At 46.6% G+C, this 20,497-nt stretch carries 27 protein-coding genes; all 27 read left to right on the top strand.

Going from position 1 to position 20,497, the window contains the following annotated elements:
- The first annotated feature begins 32 nt into the window (after positions 1-32).
- Positions 33-641: a terminase gene (locus EL268_RS19505; RefSeq protein ID WP_106653953.1), complete on the top strand. Its 609-nt coding sequence runs from the start codon at positions 33-35 to the stop codon at positions 639-641.
- The gene (locus tag EL268_RS19500; protein WP_106653954.1) at positions 631-2,226 is read left to right on the top strand and encodes a terminase large subunit; all 1,596 of its coding nucleotides are present in this window, start codon (positions 631-633) and stop codon (positions 2,224-2,226) included. The genes EL268_RS19505 and EL268_RS19500 overlap by 11 nt, the downstream gene beginning before the upstream one ends.
- Positions 2,227-2,268: 42 nt before the next feature.
- Positions 2,269-3,597: a phage portal protein gene (locus EL268_RS19495; RefSeq protein ID WP_197724031.1), complete on the top strand. Its 1,329-nt coding sequence runs from the start codon at positions 2,269-2,271 to the stop codon at positions 3,595-3,597.
- Positions 3,581-4,168 (top strand): HK97 family phage prohead protease, encoded by a 588-nt coding sequence (locus EL268_RS19490; RefSeq protein WP_106653955.1) that lies wholly within the window; start codon positions 3,581-3,583, stop codon positions 4,166-4,168. The genes EL268_RS19495 and EL268_RS19490 overlap by 17 nt, the downstream gene beginning before the upstream one ends.
- A gap of 36 nt (positions 4,169-4,204) precedes the next feature.
- Positions 4,205-5,392 carry a phage major capsid protein gene (locus tag EL268_RS19485; RefSeq protein ID WP_106653956.1) on the top strand — a complete coding sequence of 396 codons (1,188 nt, stop codon included), beginning with the start codon at positions 4,205-4,207 and terminating at the stop codon, positions 5,390-5,392.
- A 59-nt stretch (positions 5,393-5,451) separates the two neighbouring features.
- A complete protein-coding gene (locus EL268_RS19480; protein WP_106653957.1) occupies positions 5,452-5,799 on the top strand; it encodes a hypothetical protein in 348 nt (115 codons plus the stop codon).
- Positions 5,780-6,076: a head-tail connector protein gene (locus tag EL268_RS19475; RefSeq protein ID WP_106654025.1), complete on the top strand. Its 297-nt coding sequence runs from the start codon at positions 5,780-5,782 to the stop codon at positions 6,074-6,076. Before EL268_RS19480 ends, EL268_RS19475 begins: the two co-directional genes overlap by 20 nt.
- Positions 6,073-6,396 (top strand): phage head closure protein, encoded by a 324-nt coding sequence (locus tag EL268_RS19470; protein ID WP_106653958.1) that lies wholly within the window; start codon positions 6,073-6,075, stop codon positions 6,394-6,396. The genes EL268_RS19475 and EL268_RS19470 overlap by 4 nt, the downstream gene beginning before the upstream one ends.
- A gap of 1 nt (position 6,397) precedes the next feature.
- A complete protein-coding gene (locus EL268_RS19465; RefSeq protein WP_106653959.1) occupies positions 6,398-6,832 on the top strand; it encodes a phage tail terminator family protein in 435 nt (144 codons plus the stop codon).
- Positions 6,825-7,247 (top strand): HK97 gp10 family phage protein, encoded by a 423-nt coding sequence (locus EL268_RS19460; RefSeq protein WP_106653960.1) that lies wholly within the window; start codon positions 6,825-6,827, stop codon positions 7,245-7,247. Before EL268_RS19465 ends, EL268_RS19460 begins: the two co-directional genes overlap by 8 nt.
- Before the next feature lie 12 nt (positions 7,248-7,259).
- Positions 7,260-8,318, top strand: a complete 1,059-nt coding sequence (locus EL268_RS19455) for a phage tail sheath subtilisin-like domain-containing protein (RefSeq protein ID WP_106653961.1) — start codon at positions 7,260-7,262, stop codon at positions 8,316-8,318.
- A 19-nt stretch (positions 8,319-8,337) separates the two neighbouring features.
- The gene (locus EL268_RS19450; RefSeq protein WP_106653962.1) at positions 8,338-8,769 is read left to right on the top strand and encodes a phage tail tube protein; all 432 of its coding nucleotides are present in this window, start codon (positions 8,338-8,340) and stop codon (positions 8,767-8,769) included.
- Positions 8,770-8,795: 26 nt separating this feature from the next.
- Positions 8,796-9,185, top strand: a complete 390-nt coding sequence (locus EL268_RS19445; protein ID WP_106653963.1) for a phage tail assembly chaperone — start codon at positions 8,796-8,798, stop codon at positions 9,183-9,185.
- Between the two features lie 212 nt (positions 9,186-9,397).
- On the top strand, positions 9,398-11,218 hold the full coding sequence (locus EL268_RS19440; RefSeq protein WP_106653964.1) for a tape measure protein: 1,821 nt from the start codon (positions 9,398-9,400) through the stop codon (positions 11,216-11,218).
- A gap of 20 nt (positions 11,219-11,238) precedes the next feature.
- Positions 11,239-11,652, top strand: a complete 414-nt coding sequence (locus EL268_RS19435; protein WP_106654026.1) for a hypothetical protein — start codon at positions 11,239-11,241, stop codon at positions 11,650-11,652.
- Positions 11,653-11,656: 4 nt separating this feature from the next.
- The gene (locus tag EL268_RS19430; protein WP_106653965.1) at positions 11,657-12,673 is read left to right on the top strand and encodes an XkdQ/YqbQ family protein; all 1,017 of its coding nucleotides are present in this window, start codon (positions 11,657-11,659) and stop codon (positions 12,671-12,673) included.
- 11 nt (positions 12,674-12,684) lie between these two features.
- On the top strand, positions 12,685-13,149 hold the full coding sequence (locus EL268_RS19425) for a DUF2577 domain-containing protein (RefSeq protein WP_232029941.1): 465 nt from the start codon (positions 12,685-12,687) through the stop codon (positions 13,147-13,149).
- Positions 13,146-13,583 (top strand): DUF2634 domain-containing protein, encoded by a 438-nt coding sequence (locus EL268_RS19420; RefSeq protein WP_106653966.1) that lies wholly within the window; start codon positions 13,146-13,148, stop codon positions 13,581-13,583. Before EL268_RS19425 ends, EL268_RS19420 begins: the two co-directional genes overlap by 4 nt.
- Positions 13,583-14,641, top strand: a complete 1,059-nt coding sequence (locus tag EL268_RS19415) for a baseplate J/gp47 family protein (protein WP_106653967.1) — start codon at positions 13,583-13,585, stop codon at positions 14,639-14,641. Before EL268_RS19420 ends, EL268_RS19415 begins: the two co-directional genes overlap by 1 nt.
- Before the next feature lie 10 nt (positions 14,642-14,651).
- Positions 14,652-15,176 carry a putative phage tail protein gene (locus EL268_RS19410; protein WP_164724495.1) on the top strand — a complete coding sequence of 175 codons (525 nt, stop codon included), beginning with the start codon at positions 14,652-14,654 and terminating at the stop codon, positions 15,174-15,176.
- A 19-nt stretch (positions 15,177-15,195) separates the two neighbouring features.
- Positions 15,196-16,296 carry a pyocin knob domain-containing protein gene (locus tag EL268_RS19405; protein WP_106653969.1) on the top strand — a complete coding sequence of 367 codons (1,101 nt, stop codon included), beginning with the start codon at positions 15,196-15,198 and terminating at the stop codon, positions 16,294-16,296.
- A 14-nt stretch (positions 16,297-16,310) separates the two neighbouring features.
- Complete coding sequence (locus EL268_RS19400; protein ID WP_106653970.1) at positions 16,311-18,161, top strand: hypothetical protein; 1,851 nt, start codon at positions 16,311-16,313, stop codon at positions 18,159-18,161.
- Positions 18,162-18,176: 15 nt separating this feature from the next.
- On the top strand, positions 18,177-18,485 hold the full coding sequence (locus tag EL268_RS19395; RefSeq protein WP_106653971.1) for a hypothetical protein: 309 nt from the start codon (positions 18,177-18,179) through the stop codon (positions 18,483-18,485).
- 28 nt (positions 18,486-18,513) lie between these two features.
- On the top strand, positions 18,514-18,651 hold the full coding sequence (locus EL268_RS32880) for a hypothetical protein (RefSeq protein WP_164724494.1): 138 nt from the start codon (positions 18,514-18,516) through the stop codon (positions 18,649-18,651).
- 97 nt (positions 18,652-18,748) lie between these two features.
- Positions 18,749-19,105: a hypothetical protein gene (locus EL268_RS19390; protein WP_106653972.1), complete on the top strand. Its 357-nt coding sequence runs from the start codon at positions 18,749-18,751 to the stop codon at positions 19,103-19,105.
- Between the two features lie 5 nt (positions 19,106-19,110).
- Positions 19,111-19,398, top strand: a complete 288-nt coding sequence (locus tag EL268_RS19385) for a phage holin family protein (protein WP_106653973.1) — start codon at positions 19,111-19,113, stop codon at positions 19,396-19,398.
- The gene (locus tag EL268_RS19380; protein ID WP_106653974.1) at positions 19,398-20,087 is read left to right on the top strand and encodes a glycoside hydrolase family 73 protein; all 690 of its coding nucleotides are present in this window, start codon (positions 19,398-19,400) and stop codon (positions 20,085-20,087) included. The genes EL268_RS19385 and EL268_RS19380 overlap by 1 nt, the downstream gene beginning before the upstream one ends.
- Positions 20,088-20,497 lie beyond the last annotated feature (410 nt).

The following is a 20,497-nucleotide window of genomic DNA, read 5'->3' as shown; positions in this document are numbered from 1 at the left end:
TTTGAAATTTTTCTGGAAAGAGGTGAGCCCTCGTGGCAGGAAGAAATGCAAAACCTGTTGCTCTACATCTTGCAGAGGGCAACCCGAATCGATTGACCAAAGAGCAAATCCAGCAACGAAAGGACGCAGAAGTCAAGTTAGGAGCCCAAGACCTAAAAAAATTGAAAAAGCCAGGCTACGTCAGCAAGGACAAGATTGCAAATCGTATCTGGAATGAGTTGGTAAAGGAGTATAAGAGTGCGGCTGATCAGGGAGTCGAATTACTGACCAGCTCAGACGTCGGCACGCTTGCACTGTACTGTAAGACATTCAGCGAGTATGAGCGTCTGCTTGTGCAGTATCAGCGACTTGAGAACATTGTCGTCGATGAACACATCCTTGATGAATACATTGGTCGTGCAGAAGCGGTAGACGAGGTGAATTACAAAGCACTCCGTTACCTATCCCAGTTGGCAAGTATTGAAGGCATACTCAAAATCGAATCGGCAATCAACAAGAAGATGGACATGCTGCTAAAAATGCAAGATCGGCTTTTCCTGAATCCGTTGGCCAAAGTTAAAAACGTCCCCAAGCCGAAAAAGGAAGAGAAAAAATCAGCAATGGCGCAATTTATGAACAGGCGTGCTAGCCATGGTCCATGATGAACAACGAGCGCTTGAGCCAATCGAGTTTATGAGCATGCTCCAGGGTGTCGATGATTTTTATGGACAGCCCCTTGTTCTTCTCGACTGGCAGACTAGCTTATTACAGGATGTATATGGCACGGTTAACGAGAGCGGCTACCGCCAATATCGATATGCCTATCTGGAAATGCCGAAGAAAAACGGTAAGACGACAATGATTGCTGGATTAACTCTCTATCATTTGGTTTGCGACGGACCAGGAGGACAGATTTACTGTTGCGCGGCGGATCGGCAGCAGGCGGAGCTAGTCTATAAGGCCGCATGTGGAATGATTGAGCAAGAGCCAGAGTTTGACGGCGTACTAAAGGTGCTGGATAGCAAAAAAGAAATCAAAAATGTTATTACGGGCACTGTTATGAAAGTCTTGTCGGCCGAAGCATACACCAAACACGGTATCAACCCGACAGTTGTAATCTTTGACGAGTTACATGCTCAACCAAATCGGGACTTGTGGGACGTGATGACGTTCGGCGCAGGGGCGGCGAGGAAGGAACCGCTGTGGTGGGTGATTACGACCGCAGGGGATGACCCGGATCGGCATTCAATCGGGTTTGAAATCCATGATAAAGCGCTCAAGTTATTGTCCGGTAAGCTGGTTGATCCATCATGGTACGTTCGAGTTTATGGCATTCCAGACGACTACGGTTTCGATCCTGACAAGCCGGAAGAGGACATTTATGACGAGGCTTTGTGGTATAGGATTAACCCGAGTTTGGGGCATACGATCAGCATTGAATCTGTCCGACAAGAGGCCGTTTCGGCACGCAACAGTGAGGCATCGGAGAAACTTTTCCGATGGCTGCGGCTAAACCAATGGATATCACTGAAAAAAACGGGGTGGCAACCTTTGACATTGTGGGACAAGACGGAAGGACAGTGGGAACCGTCAGAATTAGTAGGCAAACGCTGTTATCCAGGTTTGGATTTGTCCAGCACAACTGACATCACAGCAGCCTGTTATCTTTTTCCTCCCCAAGAGGGTATCCCTGATTGGCGAGTCATCTTTGATGCTTGGATTCCCGAAGACAACATGAAAGAACGAGTCCGAGTTGATAGAGTTCCCTATGATATATGGGTCACACAGAAATATTTGCACACTACTCCCGGGAATGTTGTGGACTATGACTTCGTTGAGGCCAGCATATTGGATGCAAATAAGCAATACAACATTCAAACCCTGGGCACCGACCCATGGAACAGCCGCATGCTGTCTCAGCGGCTTATTCGCGGTGGTGTTGATGTCGTTGAAATCCCCCAAAACATGCAGAACATGAGCCCTGCTATGAAGATGATCGAGCAGCTCATGAAGCGGGGGCTTATGAGCCACGAAACAAATCCCGTTGCGCGTTGGTGCTGGGGGAATATCGTTATTGCTGTCGATGGAAACGAGAACATCAAGCCAATGAAAAACAAATCGAAGGAACGCATCGACCTGATTGTCGCCATGATCAATGCGATGGCAACGGCCATGCTATTTGAGGAGATCGATTTGAACGTTGGAGAGTTCGCAGAAGAAGAATTCTTGGACAAGCTTTGGGGGTAAATTCCCAAGCGCTTGCGATTTTGAGAGGAGGGAGGTGCAAATGTGAATATCAAGACAATAGCACGGCGTTGGCTCGGGATTGAAAAGCGTGAAACCTTAGAACTGGACGTAGATGATCGTCGGCTTCTTGAAGTTCTAGGGATCGACGTTGGCGATGTGAATGTAAAAGGGAAAAATGCTCTCAAAATCGATACGGTTTATGCGTGTATCCGTATTCTGTCGGAATCTGTGGCGAAATTGCCGATCAAAGTATACCAGGAAGACGAATCAGGGATTCAGAGGCAAACGCGGCACCCGGTTTTCCAACTACTCCGGCTCCGTCCAAATCCGTACATGAGCTCCTTCGATTTTTGGAAATGCATTGAGGCACAATGCAATGTGTACGGAAATGCATACGCCAGTATTGAGTTTGACCGACGTGGACGAATCGTAGGATTGTGGCCGATGGATGCAAGTAGGGTAAAAATTTGGGTAGACAATGACACGAGGGCAAGTGGTATCATCACAAATCGATCAAGTCTATGGTACGAAGTCAATTTGGGGTACGAACAGCGAAAGGTCATGCCGCATGAAATCCTGCATTTCAAGGGCGGTATTACGCTTGACGGGATTGTTGGGCTTTCAGCTCTGGATATGCTCAAAGGCACACTCGAAAATGGGGCATCGGCAAGCAAATTCGTCAACAATTTCTACAAACAAGGGCTTCAAGCCAAAGGTATTATCCAGTACGTTGGCGACCTTGACGAAAAAGCAAAGAAAAATTTTCGAGAGAAATTTGAAACGATGTCTTCTGGGTTGAACAACAGTCATCGAGTTGCACTGATGCCTGTGGGGTATCAATTTGTGCCGATCGCATTGAATATGCATGATGCACAGTTTCTCGAAAACAATCAGCTTACAATCCGCCAGATCGCGGCAGCGTGGGGCGTTAAAATGCACCAGTTGAACGATTTGGATGCAGCCACCCATTCAAATGTAGTCGAGCAGCAAAGAGGGTTTTACACTGACACGTTACAACCGAAGTTGACGGGGTACGAGCAGGAGTTGACTTGGAAGTTGCTCCTTACTGACGAGATCGAAGCGGGGTTATTCTTTCGATTTAATGTCGATGCGATCCTACGCAGTGATATCAAAACCAGATATGAAGCTTATCGAATCGGGGTACAAGGTGGCTTTATGACACCAAATGAGCCGAGATCACTGGAAAATCTGCCCCCAAAAGAAGGAGGAGATCAGCTCCTTGTAAACGGTAGTTACGTGCCCATCACACAAGCGGGCGCAGCTTATCAAGCGAAAGGAGGTGGGGGAGCTGGCACAGGAGAAAAGGACGACCCAAACAAAGGAAGTCAGAGCGATGCCGGTAAAGCTTGAGATTCGAGCAGTCGAGGGCGAGGAAAGCAAACGGACGATTCAGGGGGGGATTAAGTACGATTCTGAGTCGCATGTCATGAGGGACTGGTATGGTGACGAATTTGTGGAGGTAATAGCACCAGGAGCTTTTTCTGAATACTTACGAGAAAATCCGACAGTATCACTTTGGTGCCATAGAACTGATCAAATCTTGGGCAATACCAAGAGTGGGACCCTTCGTATTTTCGATGGACAATCCGAATTACGATTTGAATTAGACTTGCCGAACAGCAGTTGGGGAAACGATGCGTATGAGAGTATTCAACGCGGGGATGTTGACGGAGTCTCGTTCGGTTTTAATGTTAGGACGAATGGAGACAGATGGTCAAAGATTGAGAGAGACGGAAAATCCCTATATAAGCGAACAGTCTTGAATGCAACACTTCCCGAAATTTCACCGACACCATTTGCAGCATACCCAGAGAATGACGTATCTGTTCGATCACTAGAAGACTTCAAAGCTAGTGAGCAACGGGCTGTCGATCAGTACGAAAAAGAAAAAATGCTTATCGAGCTCGACCTCATCGGTTGAGCTTTTGTTTTGCCAAAAATCTTATGAGGTGATCAAATGACAAAGGAATTGCGAGCGCTGCTCCAGAAACTGGACACCGCAAAACAGGAAGTACGTACCATGTTGGCTGATGATAAAACGAACGAGGCAAAAGAGAAAATGGACGAAGTCCGTAGCCTACAAGTTAAAGTGGATTTGCAACGTGAGCTTGAGGAAACAGAAGCCCGCGGCTTGGGTGGCCTAGAACTGAACGACGACGGAAACATTGAAGAACGAGACATGCAGGAACTTGAGAAAGAATATACAGGCATCGTGCTCCGGGGGATTCGACGCCGAGGAATCAATGAGGAGATGCGTTCTGTGGTTCGGGAGTATGAGCAACGAGCAGTTATGAATGAGGGCGGAACGAATCCGGCTATCGCAGATGGTGATGTAGGAATCATCGTTCCGAAAGACATCCAAACACAGATTAATATGCTCATGCGTGACTGGAATGATTTGAGCCCATACGTGTCTGTTGAAAACGTCACTGCATTATCTGGAACTCGTGTTTTGGAATCCGACGCAGACATGACACCATTTGCGGATGTTGATGAGTATGGAGATATTCAGGCTACTGACAACCCGAAATTCACTCCAATCTCATATAAGGTCAAGAAACGAGCTGGATTCTTACCGTTGACTAACGAACTATTAGCCGATAATGACGCTAACCTGATCGCTTATATTACAAACTGGATTGCCCGTAAGGCGGCTCACACACGTAATTTCCACATTCTTAACCTTTTGAAAACAGTCACTCCAAAGACTTTAGCTGATTTGAAAGCAATCAACACGGTACTCAATGTAGACCTTGATCCAGCAATCAGTCGCTCGGCTGCCATCCTTACTAACCAGGACGGATTCAACTGGCTGGATAATCAGGTCGACGGTAACAGCCGTCCAATTCTTACGGACGACTTTACACAACCAGGGCGTAAGATGTATAAGGGCCGTCCTATTGCTGTTATGAGTAATCGAAATCTGCCGTCCAATACCAATAAAGCACCACTTATTGTAGGAAACCTCAAACAATTCATGGTGCTGTTTAACCGCCGTTTTTTCGAGCTAGCTAGCACACGCGAAGGTGGCGACGCATGGCGTCGTGATACTACTGAATTGCGGACAATCATGCGCGACGATTACGTGAAGTGGGATGCCGAGGCTGCTGTATTTGGTCAGTTAGATGTCACTCCAACGCCTTAAAATACGACGATTAGGGCCGGGCAACCGGCCTTTTTATGATTGAAGGGGAGGTGGTCAAAATGGTAGCGAAAGTGATTCAAGATTTCAGAGAACGATATCAGAACATGAAGCTATACTGCATCGGGGACACATATTCGCTGGACAACGCTGAACGCGTAGATTATTTGGTATCGCAAGGCTTTTTGAAAGTGTCGGAAGAGAAGGATGTTCCAGAACAGAAAGAGTTGACGTTCGAGGAATTCGCCGCCCTTGCAGCACCCGAACAGAAAAAGGTGCTAGATGTATTAAAAATTGAAGGCGACGACAGCAATGCTGAAAAGCGAGAAGCGTTATACAAGGCACACCTTGAGAATAGCGTCACTGAGAATGACGGGAATGTGAATGACGATGGCAATATTGACGCTTGATGAAACAAAGACCTGGTTACGCGTGGATGGGGAGGATGAAGACGCAATCATTCGAATCATCGCCAACGCAGCCGAGGAATATCTGCATAACGCTGTTGAGGTTGTGTTTGACGGAACGAATCCTCTGGCGAAATTATATTGCCTCGTCCTTTGTGCGGACTGGTACGAAAATAGAGATTTGATTGGCTCGCAGCCATCTTCTGACAAGGTACGGTTTACATGTCAGTCCATTATGGCGCAACTTCAGCATAGCTATGCGCCGGAGGGGACGCCATGAAGCAGCTCGTTAATCGGTTAAATAAACGTATCACGATTCGCAAGCAAAAATGGATCGAGAACAGTATGAAAGAAAAGAAGCAATCCTGGATCGACTATGCCACGGTATGGGCAGCTATAGAACCTTTACGTGGACACGAATCCCTTGTGGCCCAGAAAAGTGAGTCGACGGTCACTACTCGCATACGGATTCGCTTTCGAGAAGGAATAGAGCCTTCGATGATGATTGACTATCGCGGAATCTCGTTTGAGATTATGTACATTATCCATCCTGAATTCAATAAGCGAGAGTTGCAATTGATGTGTAAGGAGAGACGATGACATGTTGACACGCGTTCAGATAAACACAGCCATTAACGAGAAGATCGAAGCAGAGTTTCCAAACATCATAATCCAAAGCAGTGACGTTGAAGAAGGGTTTGCACGCCCTTCTTTTTTCGTGACGCTGGAGACGAACAGCGGAAATGGCGGGCAATTCAGCACACAACGGGACATGACATGTCGCATACTCTTTTTCCCTACTGATCGATACGACTATAAGGAAGAGGCTTACAACGTGCAGGATCGGCTTGAAAAACTGTTCAGCCTGAACTTTGCTGTGGCTGATCGCACCTTTACGATTGACGACTATTCCTCTCGTATCTTCGATAAAGTGGTGCATTACGATTTTGATTTTACTTTCTTTGATGATCCGGCAGTTGATCCATGTGCAGGAGAGAACCAGGAGAAAATGCAGGAGTTGAAGCTCCGTGGCTGACTTTGATGTGGACGACAAGGATATCGAGGCGTTCCGGCGTGAGCTTGATAATTTGGTGAAGCATTTTCCAAAGGAAGCCAGGCGCCTCATGATGCGATCCGGTAATCATGCCCGAAAGATTGTGCTACGTAAAGCCAAGCAATCTGTTGTCGAGGATACAGGCGAATATTTCCGTTCAATCAAGCGTGGCAAGGTGTGGGTGAAAGGAAAGGAGTACAAAGTGCGAACCTACTCCCGTTCCCCTGTCGCCCACTTGCTGGAATATGGTCACCGAATGGTCGGGCCAGAGCCAGACAAGAAAGAATTAGGCTATGTGCTTGGATTCAACATCTTCGACAAAGCTGGTAAGGAAATAAACCAAGATTGGAACGAGATACTAGATGAAGAGTTGTACAAGATTTTGAAAAAACTATAGGAGGAATGCTGCATGGGGCTACCTGAGATTTCAATTGTTTTTTCCTCATTATCAGTCTCGGCTGTCCAAAGGAGCCAGCGGGGCATTGTGGCCTTAATTTTGAAAGATGACACAGGAAAAACTTTCAACACGAAGGAATACAGGTCCATTTCGGACATAGATGCAACTGATTGGTCAGCAACGAATTTGGACTATATCAAAAAAGCCTTTTTGGGTGTTCCATCGAAGATTATCGTTGAAAGACTACCTACAACGGCAACGGATTACAAAAGTGCGCTCACAAGGTTGGCAGGAAAACGGTGGGATTACTTGGCTGTGCCTGGTATTGGGGCTGCTGATGTCCCTGACATTGCCACGCAGTTAAAGACGTGGCGTGATGTAAACAAAAAGAAGTTCAAGGCAGTATTGCCAAACAGTACCCCCGACCATGAAGGGATTATCGATTTTACGACAGGGGGCATTGTTGTCGGAGCGAAAACCTATTCCGCATCGGAGTATACGGCACGGGTCGCTGGCATTCTAGCGGGGTTGCCTCTTACGCGTAGCGCTACTTTCTACGAATTGCCAGAGGTTGAAGCGATTGAGGAAAGCGAAACGCCAGACGCTGACATTGACGCAGGAAAGCTTATCCTTATCAACGATGGGGAGAAAATCAAGATCGCACGCGGAGTAAACTCGTTGACGACCACAACGCCAACAAAGGGCCCTGATTTTAAGAAAATCAAAATCATCGAAGGACATGACCTGGTAAAAGAAGATATCACCCGCACCTTTAATGAGGAGTATGCCGGGAAAGTAAACAACAGCTATGACAATCAGGTGTTGTTAATCACGGCCATTAATGCTTACCTTCGTGGGCTACAGGGTGAAGTGTTGGACCCAAGCACAAATAACGCTATGGGGGTGGATATCGAAGCCCAACGGCAAGCGTGGGAATCGGTCGGCACTGACACGAGCGGGTGGGATGATCAGAAAGTAAAAACGTCGAGTTTCCAGGATGATGTGTATTTGTCCGGAGGTTTGAAGTTTTTAGACGCGGTTGAAGATTTGAAAATTGCAATTCACGTTTAAGGAAAGGACGGTGATCTGAATGGCAAGAAATGATTCCCGAAAAATCGTGAATGGGACGTACGGCCGTGTTTGGGTAGACGGTGAACTGTGGGCGGAAGTAGATAGCTTTGAAGCAAAGGTGACGATTAACTCTGAGGATGTCACCTTTGCAAATGATCCTGCTACCTACCAAAAGGAGCTTGGGTGGGCAGGCGAAGGTTCCATGACAATCAAGAAAATCCATTCACGCGTGCAACGTAAAATGGCTGCAGACGTGAAGCAAGGGAAATATCCTCGATTTTCGATTGTCGGCAAAGTGGAAGACCCAGGAGCGAGTGGGGCTGAACGGGTGGCAATCCATGATGTGACGATTTCTGAGTTTATGCTTCTAAAGTTTGAGTTAAAAACGACTGGTAGCGAGGAAATACCATTCAAGTTCAGTGATTACGAAATGATTGACATGCTCCCATAATAATCCCCAAAGATGGAGGAATAAAAATGTCCAAAAAAATTACAATTGCAGATTTGATCGCTCAAAAAGAACAAATCAAAAAACGGAAGGCAAAAACGATTACTCTGTATGTGGAGTCGTTGGATGGAGAAATTACCGTCCAAGAACCGAGTAAAGCGATTGCAACGGAAGCACTAATTATGGTTCATGACGAAGCGCAAAGCGAAATGGCCGACCACCATCTTGTTTATCATTGTGTGAGTGAGCCAAATTTGAAAGACGCTTCGCTGCAGCAGGCGTACGGATGTGTAGAACCAATAGACATTGTTTCAATAATTTTTCGACCGGGTGAGATTGCTGCGATTGGCGGACTCGCCTTGCAACTTGCAGGATATCAAGTAGGCGTGCGAAAAGTTGACACTGAATTAAAAAACTAATCGAGGGCGATGCCGATTTTTACTTTCTGCACCACTATGTGCAGCGCGGTTTCGCCCTCGATTATTTATTAAACTTGGATTTGCTTACGAAAAGATTTATGATGCAGTCCATTCTTGTACACCTGAAAGAAGAGAGCAAAAAGTTGGGCGGATAAATTCCGCCCTTTTTACGTGTCTTGAAAGACAGGTCACAGAAGCGGGGGGAGGACTATGTGAGCGCAAAAGACATTAGCAAAACCCTTGTACTCAAAGACGGGGTAACAGGGACCCTACAAAAGATTATTGGCGGCACAGTCGCCTATAAAAAGCATTTGAAGGACCTGAAAAACGTTGGCGTTGAAACTTGGTCATCGATTAAGTCAGGTGCAGGCATGGCCGCTGTCGCCATTGGAGCCGCAACAACAGCCATGGTCGGAATTGGCGTGAAAGCGAATATGACAGCCGAGACAGCGGAACGATCCTTTAGCATCCTATTAAAATCCGCCGAAGATGCAAAGAAGATGGTGAAGGATTTACAAGTATTAGCTGAGACATCCCCGTTTGACTTTGAGGGCATGCAGCAATCAGCGAAAACTTTGCTGGGCATGGGTTTTGCTGGTAGCCAGGTTATCCCGATGTTACAGCGACTTGGTGATACGGTAGCGGCAGTGGGAGGAAATACAGATCAGTTAAAAGGAATTGCTTTGGCGATCGGTCAAATCCAAACCAAAGGAAAAGTATCCGCAGAGGAAATGAACCAATTAGCGGAACGCGGTGTCGCTGGATGGGACCTGTTGTCACAGGAGTTAGGGAAATCAAAAGCCGAGCTAATGAAGATGGCCGAAAACGGAGAGCTTTTTGCGGACAAGGCTCTGCCGGCCATCATGACTGGTTTGGAGAAACGTTTTGGCGGCTCCATGAAGTCCATGTCAGACACTTTTGAGTACACTCTTGCCAACATTAAAGAGTCAGGAACGCGAAAGTTGGCTGAATTGACATCGCCTCTGTTTCTTGCTCTCAAGGATGACCTGAGAGGAATACAGGCGTTTCTATCCAGTGACAGCGCGGCAGCCTGGGGAGCCAGTTTCTCTGCTGGGTTAATGACCGTCTACAATGCTGCGAAATCCACATTCGGGGTAATGAGCGATATTGCGGTATTCGTTTCTGGTAACTGGTCCGTAATTGGGCCTGTTGTCTACGGGGTTACTGGATCGCTTGTGGTCTATAAGATTGCTGTTGCAGCCGCTACACTTACCACCGCGTTATTTGGCAAAGAATCATCCTTTGCTGCCATGAGAACAGGATTAATGGGCACAGCGGCGATGGTAACGTCCGGACAGATCGGGATAATGCGAGCTGCGCAAATGGGGCTCAATGTGGTCATGGCAGCCAACCCGATCGGCTTTGTTATTACGCTGCTAGGACTCCTGGTTACAGCCGGAATTTATGTCGTGCAAAACTGGGATACCGTCAAACAGGCCGCTAAAGAACTGTGGAACGGTGTCGTGGACTATACAGAGCAGGGTGTAAACAATTCGATTGGCCTAGCCAACACACTTTTAAGTGCATACGATTTTGCATGGAAAGGAATTGGGTTCGGCGCTGCGATGATGTGGAACGGGATTGTTTCTGCTGCGGAATGGGGCGCTAAAAATATGTTGGCTCCGATCAACGCAGCTTTGGAAGCAGTCGGCGGGCAACGAATCGATGTCAATTTTGGTGCTGCTCAATTCGATGCGAAGATGCCGAAATGGGAAACAAAGAGCATCATTCCCCAGGTTGATTTTTCAGCAGCAAAAGCAAATACCGGATTCCAAGATGACCTGAACCAAACTAGGAAAGAGCAGCGTGAGGCAAGCGGACAACGCGACAAGAAGCTGACGGACGCGCTGAATGCAAATACGAATGCGTTAGCGTTTAACACTGACGCTACAGCCGGAAATACCAAGGCAACAGACAAGAATACAAAGGCGACGTTACGTGATAATTTAAGCCCGGTAGATTTGGCAGACAGCTTACTCGGACGAATTGAGCGTCATATGTGGAGTACGTAGGGGGTGCTGACTTGATCAACGTGTTTTTGTCGATTAACAACAATGCAGAGGTCATGCAACTTCCTGTGCCTCCAGCCGATTACAACGTACCTTCGCCTTGGGGCACAGAACAGGTGGATGGGCTGCAGCAGTCGCTTCTACTGATCGGGTTGAAAGGACTTCGATCAGTAGATATCAAGAGCTTTTTCCCGATCCGGGACTATCCCTTCTTGCAAAACCGCAGCATGTGGGGAATGGCTTATGTAAATACAATTGAGCGCTGGCGCGAGATGCGGATTCCGGTGAGACTGGTCATTGTTGACTCAAACGGCGCACAGTCCCTGAACATGGCGGTTGCCATAACGAACTTCGAACATAGTGTGGGGCGGAGCGGTGATATTGACTATACTTTGCAGATGACCGAATTTCCATTTGTAAGCACGGCAAGGAGCTGAGGCCATGTTTCAAGTCCTAGTAATCAAAAACGACGGTCAGAAAAGCCATGACCTCACACCCTTGGTGGGCAGTATCTCATGGGACTCCAATCTGTCGCTGATGTCCGCGATGAATTTTGATGTGAACTGGACGGACGCAAAATTGTTCCCGGTTAACCCATGTGATCTTGGCGACGTCGTGCTGCTTCTCAAAGATGGTGAAGAAATAAACCGTGGTGTGGTTGTAAAAGAAGGTCGGCAGGGACGCAGCGCGATTACGTACACCGTATATGATTATGCCTGGTATCTTGGAAAGTCAAAAAGCGTGTACCAGTTTAATAAAATACCGGCTTCACAAGCCATTACGAAGATTCTTAGCGATTTCGGTATGCTAATCGGAAATGTCCCGGAAATGCCGACGATCATAGACGATATTTTCTTAGAGAAAAGTCCTGCCGAGATTATCGAAACCATTTACAAGCTCCATGAGCGCCGGAGCGGGAAACGATACAATGTCGAGATGCGGCAAGGGAAAATCTATTTTGAGGAAATGAAAGATTTACTCATCAAAGGCACCTTCAAGCTGGCTGAGAACATCGCACCTATGGACGTGATGACAAACCCGTTAGGCGCGGATCGCACGAGATCCATTGAAGAAATGCGAAACCGTGTAAAAATCCTCATCGAGCGCGATGAGAAGGAAAAGTCAAAGCCCAAGTATGAGATCGTGGCAATGTCCCAGGACGAGGGGCTAATACGCAAATACGGTCTGCTGGAAGAGGTATTCAAGATAGATGCAGAGGATGCCGCAAAAGCGAGGGAAGTCTCTCGAATCCTATTGAAGAGGCTGGCACGAATTCACGAGACAAACACCATCCAGCTAATGGGTGACGTTGCTTTTAAGGCTGGCCGTCTGCTCGATGTAACAGAGCCGGTCACTGGTATGCAAAATCGATTTATGATTACCAGCGCCAAGCATGAAGTGAAGAACCAAATGCATACGATGCAACTGGACTTGGCTTTACCCGAGGACGTGAAATAGGAGGCGATTAGGTGAGTAGTGAAGACCGACTGGCCAAACTGATTGTTGATTTGTACAATGAGAACCGCAACCCACCGAGTACGGCTCCGCGGGTCGGGACGGTTGTTTCTGTAACACCTCTCAAAATTCAGTACGGCGAAAGCATCGTTTTAGAGAGGCGGCACCTGATTATTGGCGAAAGTCTCATGCCCGGCTACAAGCGTACCATCGAATTAACGGAGCTACAGATGTCCGGACTTGATGAGGAATATCCAGCAGCCATTACGTTTTATCGAAGAGGTGGGACTATACAGGAACGTATCACGAATCTGGATATTCCTATCACGGATAACCCTGACAGTCAGGAAAATAAGATCAAGGCAACCATCACGTATACCGACGGGCTGAAAGTGGGCGACCAGGTTATTTTGCAACCAGACGAATCGCTAAAACTGTGGTTTGTCAAAGATCGTGTATGGAAGGAGCCGGATGAATGAGTTTACCACAGATTGCTCAGTTGGATTTACCGCAAGCACAGATCACCCAGCAGATGAAGACCCAGACCGTTCATAAAACGTATCTGTGGGACTTTGTAGCGGGTGATTTTGTTTTAAAAGATGGAAAGCTGATCGAGGTAACCGGATTGGAGTACATCAAAGTGTGGATAGAGAAAATACTCCGAACTGTTAAGAGGAGCTTGATCTACGCAGAAACCGAATACGGCAGCGAGCACCACTCATTGATCGGCCAGAATTTTCATCCTGACTTTTCTCGGTCTGAATACGAGAGGATGATTCGGGAGGCTTTATTGCAAAACGAGGCGATCACGAAGGTGGACAACTTCTCTTTTTCACAGACAGGCTCCCGATTGGAGATCAACTTTGAGGTGTCTAGCATTTATGGCACGGTAGAAAGGACGGTATCCATATAGTGGCAGACAAAGATCAAATCCTTTCTGAAATGCTTCACACTGTATCTAATGAGCACGACAAGCGGCAAGGATCGTTTATGTATGACGCTCTTGTGCCGCCAGCAGAGCAATTCGAAAAAATAGATCAGGCTATTAGCTTCGTAAAAGAAAAATTGGATATTGGAAACTTGTCTGGCGATGAGCTGGCAAAACGTATTAAGGAACGCACTGGAATTGATAGAAAACAGGCGACCTTTTCTTCTGGATATGTACTATTACATGGAACTGGTACAGCCAATCTAGGCGACTTGGGTGAAACGCCAGGCGGCGTTCAATTCCGGATCACCGAAACGAAAACAATCACCACGTCAGGAACAGTGAAGGCTCAAGCTGTTATTGCGGGTAGTACCGGTAATGTTCCGGCAAACACGATTACGATGTTCCCTGTGACTTTGCCCGGCTTTACTTCCATAACAAACCCGGAACCTATGACAGACGGTTTCGATGCCGAGTCAGATGAAGACCTTCTCCAGCGGTATTATGAGCGCATCCGTACACCAGCTACAAGCGCCAATAAGGCTCACTATAAAAACTGGGCAAAAGAAGTAACGGGCGTGGGAGATGCCCGCGTTATTCCGCTATGGGAGGGCCCCAACACGGTGAAGGTTGTCATCATCGATGGTGATAAGCAACCAGCAAGTATGGCTATTATCAATGACGCGCAGACTCATATCGATCCAGGCAAAAAGGGGCTCGGGGAAGGCGCAGCTCCAATCGGAGCCTATACCACAGTTGTAAGTGCAACAGGAGTAGACATCAATGTATCGGTAACCGTGACATTATCTCCAGGGTATACACAAGAACAGGTGACGCAAAACATCACCGCAAGTTTGACAAAGCGCCTGAAAGAGATCGCGTTCGTCGAAGCGATTGTCAGCTACGCAAAGGTAGGGGCGGCTATTTTGGATAGCGAGGGCGTGACTGACTACAGCAACCTCCTGGTCAACAATGGTACAGCGAATGTGCCTATCAATTACGAGGAAGTGGCTGTAGTAGGGACGGTGACTGTCAATGTCTAGGTCGGATACTATGCTAAAACGATTACAGCCGTTCCAGCGAAAATCAAAAGTATATAAAGCTATTTTTGACACAGAGGCCGAACAGCTCGATAGCAGGGATGCGGCTATCGCTGATTTGCATAGGCAAATGTCTGTTGACTCCGCAACATGGGCTTTATCTATCTATGAGACGGAGCTAGGCATTCCTGTTGATGCCAGCAAACCGATTGATGAACGCCGATCGCTTATCAAATCAAAAATGCGCGGGACAGGAAAAGTCGACGCCGCTCTTATTAAGTTGGTGGTGGATAGCTGGACGAACGGCCAGGTGGAAGTAGCATTCGCCAACAGCACCATCACGATTACTTTTTCTAGCATTGTAGGAATCCCGCCGAACATCGAAGACGTGAAGGTCGCCATTGAAGATATTAAGCCAGCACATTTGGCAGTGCTTTATGTTTATTTGTTCAATCGATATGAGCAACTATTGGGTTACACACACAACCAGTTGGCGACGAGGACACATGAAGAATTGCGCTCATCGACGCTACCTTAGATAGAAGGGAGGAAGACAAGTGCCGAATTATACGCCTAATTTTAAACTCAAGCAGCCGTTTCCGACGGAGAACTACAACGTTGAAGATCAAAACGGAAATATGGATATCATCGATTCAATGTTCGAAGCTCATAAAGCAGCCGCAACGTTAGACCATCCTGATAATAGCGTAACCGATGCAAAAATTGGAGAGCGGACAATTGATCAGACGAAAACGCCTGTGAATACAGGGGTATTGTCAGCTTTGCTTGGTGGTCTGGCGAACATGATTAAGAAAATCACAGGTAAATCAGACTGGAAGACGGAGCCTCGTACTACTCTGGAGAATGCTGTAAAACGTGACGGTGACAGGATGACAGGGCAACTCGAAATTAACAACACAGCCCCAAGGTTTTTATTGCAGGACAGCACTCCCGATGCAAAAGGGGTCGCCTTCGTGAATGACTTGAACAAGTTGTTTGTGCAACAGACAGATGGTGCGGGTGCGAAAGTTTCTGATAGGTTCAGTATCGACCTAACAACTGGAGAAGGATTTCTCGGTTCTGCTGACAAACTAATTTTCCACACTGGCAACCACAACAACTCAGGCGATCCGCACGCCCAGTATGTAAGAAAAACGCAAGCTGTCACTGGAGACTGGAACGATGTAATAACCACTGGTTTTTACGACGGGAACCTTTTGCTAAACGCTTGCCCTGGTGGTACTCATGGGTGGCGTTATTGTCAAGTTACTTCCCATAGTCAAGATGGTGGAGCAAGATGGGTTCATCAAGTTATGACCGCATTCGATGGCACAGGGACATATGAGCGGTTTTCTCAGGATATCGGATCACAGAGAAAATGGACACCTTGGTATCTGGTTAGCCAGCATAATAACTTGCGCCAGTATGCAGGCAGTAAGGACGAAATGAAACTGCTGTACAAGGTGGTAGACCACAAGAGAGCTGACGGTACTATTTATGCCCAATCCATTTTGTCCAATCCTGATGCCAATGGTAATTACCAAACCCTCTCATTGACGTATTACAACAACGCTGGAACCGTGGCGCTGGAGACGAAAAGCTGGACCTTTACGTATGATTCAGACGGCTTGATTACGTCAAAAGTACCAAACTTCTAAGGGGGCATTTCATAATGGATATCGATAGCTTGTTACTGGCTCATGGTTTGGGGGGTGGAGCAGGACAAAATGTTGGCGAGGGTATCGTCGCAAGATTGCAAGTTGCGCCAGGGGAGACAGTGACAGCCGGGGATGTTGTGGAGTATATCAATGGCAAGGTACGCAAAACAAAAGCGGAGTTCACCAAAGACGGCGTTTCTGCATTGAATTTCGAGGTCGGCAAAAACATTCAGGCAGTTGGGGCGTGCAAATTGGACGAGAACCGCGCATTTATTGCGTACAAAATCCAAGACGGGACGAACGCACTTTGGTCAGCAGCCGCATTGATTATGACGATTGATGATGCGGGGAATATGTCCGTTGGCTCACCTGTCGTCTTCGAAGCAGCTCATACTAACCAGGACCCGAAACATATGACTCCTGTATTGGTGGATAAGGATAAGGTTTTGCTCGTGTATGTACTTCGATACAATAACTTATTTACACATCAGGTGAGGTCGGTTGTTGTCTCTACAGCAAACAACGTCATTACGTTTGGAACCATCACAAGTCCACCATACGGTTGGCAAAACAATGATAAAGTCATGGCTGATTTGCTTGAAACGAATAAAGCGATTGTAGCATGGCGTGACGGAAGCAATGGAACAGAGCTGCGGTTTTCGATTGCAACGGTTTCCGGTATGACGGTTACTTATACGCAGGCGTGGTCAATGACTGGTGTAGAAGGGTATCGTGCTTGCTTGCTTGTCTTGTCGCCAACTCGTGTTTTTGTTGCTTATAACAACTCATCAAGTCCATACACTCTGTATGCTCGTTTGCTAACGGTAAACGGAAGTACTATTGATTCGTTAAATAATTCGATTGTAAGCATAGGCTTCTATGAAGCGTCTCATTGTTATGCGGCAAAGTCTGGACCGGATAGGATTTGCCTTGTGACAGCGCTACCGCACACAACTGCAACGGGGGGATACGCTCATTCATTAAGTGTCGCTGGTGATGTTATTACGTATCACACTACTAGAGCTATGATCGGACAGCTTGCGGGTATTGGACTAAAGGTAACGTTTCTAAAACAAGATGGAAATGGCACAGATTATTATGCGGCAACCTACGTAAATACCAATCTAGACTTTATTAATTTTCAACGTATTGCCATTTCATCCACCAATGAAATAACATTCCCAACAGGTTTCTGGGTAGACGGAAGGCAAGAGTTTGCAACCGATACGTTTTCGCCATTGTTGTTTGAGAAACAAGGGCGGTTAGTCATGCCTTTTGGTAGCTACAAAGCTGGCTTTTATATGGGGTTATTAAGAGGTTACAAAGTACGTGGGTTAGGCTCAAAAGGGATCGCGTTGAATGGCGGCACAGCGGGGCAAACGATAAAGATGGGTATACGAGGCGTTTCGAAGGCTCCTGGATCGTTAGCGGCCGGGAATCATCAGTATGTCGATGACAACGGGAACGTTACTGCTACCGACGTCAATCATAAAGTTGGTTTAGCTGTTGCGAGCAATCAAATGATTATTCAATTCCCATTTTGGGAGAGCAGGATAACAGGGGATTCAACTGATGTAGTCGTTTCACCAGGTGGGACTATTACACAGGGACGGGTAGTAAAAATTTTGCCCAATGGAAGTGTCGTTGATTTGATTGTAGCAGGGGCTGGTATAAACTTCGGTGTTGCTCAACCTGGAGGCAAAATATTGGCGCGAGGTATTTCAAGAGGGCACACCGGGCTAAGACCGGGTGAAAATTATTACTACAGCACGACAACTGGTGTTATTTCTCAAGAACAAAGCGGAGTGTTCGTTGGGATCGCCATTTCACCGACAGAACTACTGATTCCGAAAACACTTTTTTAGAAGGGAGAGAGTACCGTGAAAGTGCTGACGAAAGCGACAGACAAAACCATTTTGCATATCGGGAAAAAAGCAACCATCGTAGAAAATGGAATCGATGTGGGCCATACCGTTTATGCAAATACAGAAGACTACGTGATCCACGATGTGGAGATTATTCCCGGTGACGTGCGAATCATGGAATATTGTTATACGCCAGAAGATGGCTTTTACAAAAATCCTGATTTTCCGGATGAATTATATGTTACGCCGGAGGAACAGATTGCCCAACTCAAAAAACAAGCGCTTATCATGCAGGGGACAATCAACTACCTGCTTGGTATATAAAAAACATTCAAGAGGGAGAGATAAGGACATGGCAAGTAGACTGTTTAACTATTTCTTGATGTGCTGGGTTTGCAAGTCGGTAGACGAAGAGAACCTGTCAAATGCAGTAGCGAAGGACTACATTACCGAAGAGGAAAAGAAAAATATCATGGCTACACCGCGCTGACGCCGACTCATCATTCAGAGAAGGCGTTTTTTCATGGGGAGCTGCTGACGCGGCTCCCTTTACTTTTGCCCCCAGGGGGTGAGGAGGTCATGTGTTAGTGGCAGACGAGATCAAAGATTTACAAAAAGGAATCACTGACATCCTGGTTGCGATAGGGAAAATCGAAACAGAAATTAAGCAGCTCGGCAATATGGCAAACAAACTCGACTCAACGGAAAAGCTGGCCATCGAAGCGATGCAAAGCACGAGATCAGCCCACAAGCGTCTCGATGAGTTGAGCTTAGAGATCACCGATCTAACGAAGAAGGCCGAGGACATCAAGAAAGAAATTGAGCAACGAATCGATAACGATAAAAGACAAGGCCGAGATGATAAACGTTGGATTGTTGGGACAGTGCTAGGAGCTGGAGCGCTGATTTGGAAACTCATTGAATCGATTACGAAAGGTGGATGAACAGAATGAAAGAAACAGACCTGTTGCTATTGGCCAACGAATACTTGTTGGATGAAATTCTAATTGTTGTTATCGCACTCCTGTTAATTGGGACGATGCTCAAGAAAACACCACGGGTAGCTGACTGGCTGATTCCTTGGCTTTTGACCGTGAGTGGTGTTGGACTAGCCTGGGGAGTGATGGGAGCAATCAGTGTCCAAGCGACGATCCAGGGCATCCTCGCTGCTGGAATCGCGACGTTGGGGCATCAAATTTGGAAACAGACATTTGTGAAAAGGGAAGGTGATCAATAATGACTCAGCAAGAGTTTATCGCAAAGATTGCACCTGCAGCCGTCGCGGATATGAAAAAGACCCGGGTACCTGCTTCGCTGACCATTGCACAGGCAATCCTGGAGAGCAATTGGGGAAAGAGTGGTCTGACGCAAAAGGCAAATAATCTGTTCGGTATCAAGGGCACTGGGACAGCCGGCCATGTATCTATGCCGACCAAAGAGTTTTCCGCAGGGAAATGGATTACGGTCAACGCCAACTTTCGAGCCTACAATAGCTGGGCCGAATCCATTGCTGACCATTCGAAGTTGATCCTTAATGGTACTAGGGACAAGCCTACTCGATATCATGGTGTCTTGGGAGCTGACTACAAAGCAGCATGCTATGCCGTGTGGAAAGGCGGCTATGCGACCGATCCTGATTATCCTGGTAAGCTGGTCAGCCTGATCGAGAAGTATGAGCTGCACCAGTATGATGTTGATAAGTCTGACAAATCCGTGGATAAAGAAAAGACTGCTACTTTGGAGCTGGCACAGTGGGAACGCGAAGCAGGCTTGAATGCGATTGACAGTCTTGCGGCCAAGGGTCTGCTGAATGACCCCGATAAATGGAAGCAGCGATTGACTGACGACCCGGTGGGCGTGCTGCACGAATTGCCTTGGCTCATGTTTACAATGCTGGATCGAGTAACAGAAAAAGCGACAAAGTAAAGCGAAAGCCATCCTTCCGGTAAAACGGGGGAGGGCATTTTTTATTTGAAAATGGACGTCTTTTATCACTTGAATTATATTACAGTTTATTACAAATATACGCATTAAGAACTATGGAATTTATTACCAATTTACTTAGCGGTGTGATATCATAATGAATAAAAAAGGGCTTCTTGTAGTATCATTCTGAAAAAAAAGGTGATTGCTGTGACTGGAGTGTCTTTTAAAAAAATGTTTAAAAACTTCTCTATTTTTACTGTTGCACTAGTTGTTATATTGGGTTTTATTTCGTATTTCCGAGTGGGATACGTAGACTACAATGATAGTTTCGATGTGTGGTTAATCTCATCACTTGCTTATCTATGTGTATTATTTTTATTCGAATTAAGAAATAAAACAGGTAAGAATAC

Source organism: Brevibacillus brevis (genome assembly GCF_900637055.1).
Classification (GTDB): Bacteria; Bacillota; Bacilli; order Brevibacillales; family Brevibacillaceae; genus Brevibacillus; species Brevibacillus brevis.
Note: the sequence above shows the minus strand (reverse complement) of the source record. Positions and strands in the feature narration are given on the sequence as shown.

Coding starts and splice junctions, on each gene's coding strand:
- EL268_RS19500 (WP_106653954.1), top strand. CDS start 631: ATGGTCCATGATGAACAACGAGCGCTTGAGCCAATCGAGTTTATGAGC.
- EL268_RS19490 (WP_106653955.1), top strand. CDS start 3,581: ATGCCGGTAAAGCTTGAGATTCGAGCAGTCGAGGGCGAGGAAAGCAAA.
- EL268_RS19485 (WP_106653956.1), top strand. CDS start 4,205: ATGACAAAGGAATTGCGAGCGCTGCTCCAGAAACTGGACACCGCAAAA.
- EL268_RS19480 (WP_106653957.1), top strand. CDS start 5,452: ATGGTAGCGAAAGTGATTCAAGATTTCAGAGAACGATATCAGAACATG.
- EL268_RS19475 (WP_106654025.1), top strand. CDS start 5,780: ATGGCAATATTGACGCTTGATGAAACAAAGACCTGGTTACGCGTGGAT.
- EL268_RS19470 (WP_106653958.1), top strand. CDS start 6,073: ATGAAGCAGCTCGTTAATCGGTTAAATAAACGTATCACGATTCGCAAG.
- EL268_RS19465 (WP_106653959.1), top strand. CDS start 6,398: ATGTTGACACGCGTTCAGATAAACACAGCCATTAACGAGAAGATCGAA.
- EL268_RS19455 (WP_106653961.1), top strand. CDS start 7,260: ATGGGGCTACCTGAGATTTCAATTGTTTTTTCCTCATTATCAGTCTCG.
- EL268_RS19450 (WP_106653962.1), top strand. CDS start 8,338: ATGGCAAGAAATGATTCCCGAAAAATCGTGAATGGGACGTACGGCCGT.
- EL268_RS19445 (WP_106653963.1), top strand. CDS start 8,796: ATGTCCAAAAAAATTACAATTGCAGATTTGATCGCTCAAAAAGAACAA.
- EL268_RS19430 (WP_106653965.1), top strand. CDS start 11,657: ATGTTTCAAGTCCTAGTAATCAAAAACGACGGTCAGAAAAGCCATGAC.
- EL268_RS19420 (WP_106653966.1), top strand. CDS start 13,146: ATGAGTTTACCACAGATTGCTCAGTTGGATTTACCGCAAGCACAGATC.
- EL268_RS19410 (WP_164724495.1), top strand. CDS start 14,652: ATGCTAAAACGATTACAGCCGTTCCAGCGAAAATCAAAAGTATATAAA.
- EL268_RS19400 (WP_106653970.1), top strand. CDS start 16,311: ATGGATATCGATAGCTTGTTACTGGCTCATGGTTTGGGGGGTGGAGCA.
- EL268_RS32880 (WP_164724494.1), top strand. CDS start 18,514: ATGGCAAGTAGACTGTTTAACTATTTCTTGATGTGCTGGGTTTGCAAG.
- EL268_RS19385 (WP_106653973.1), top strand. CDS start 19,111: ATGAAAGAAACAGACCTGTTGCTATTGGCCAACGAATACTTGTTGGAT.
- EL268_RS19380 (WP_106653974.1), top strand. CDS start 19,398: ATGACTCAGCAAGAGTTTATCGCAAAGATTGCACCTGCAGCCGTCGCG.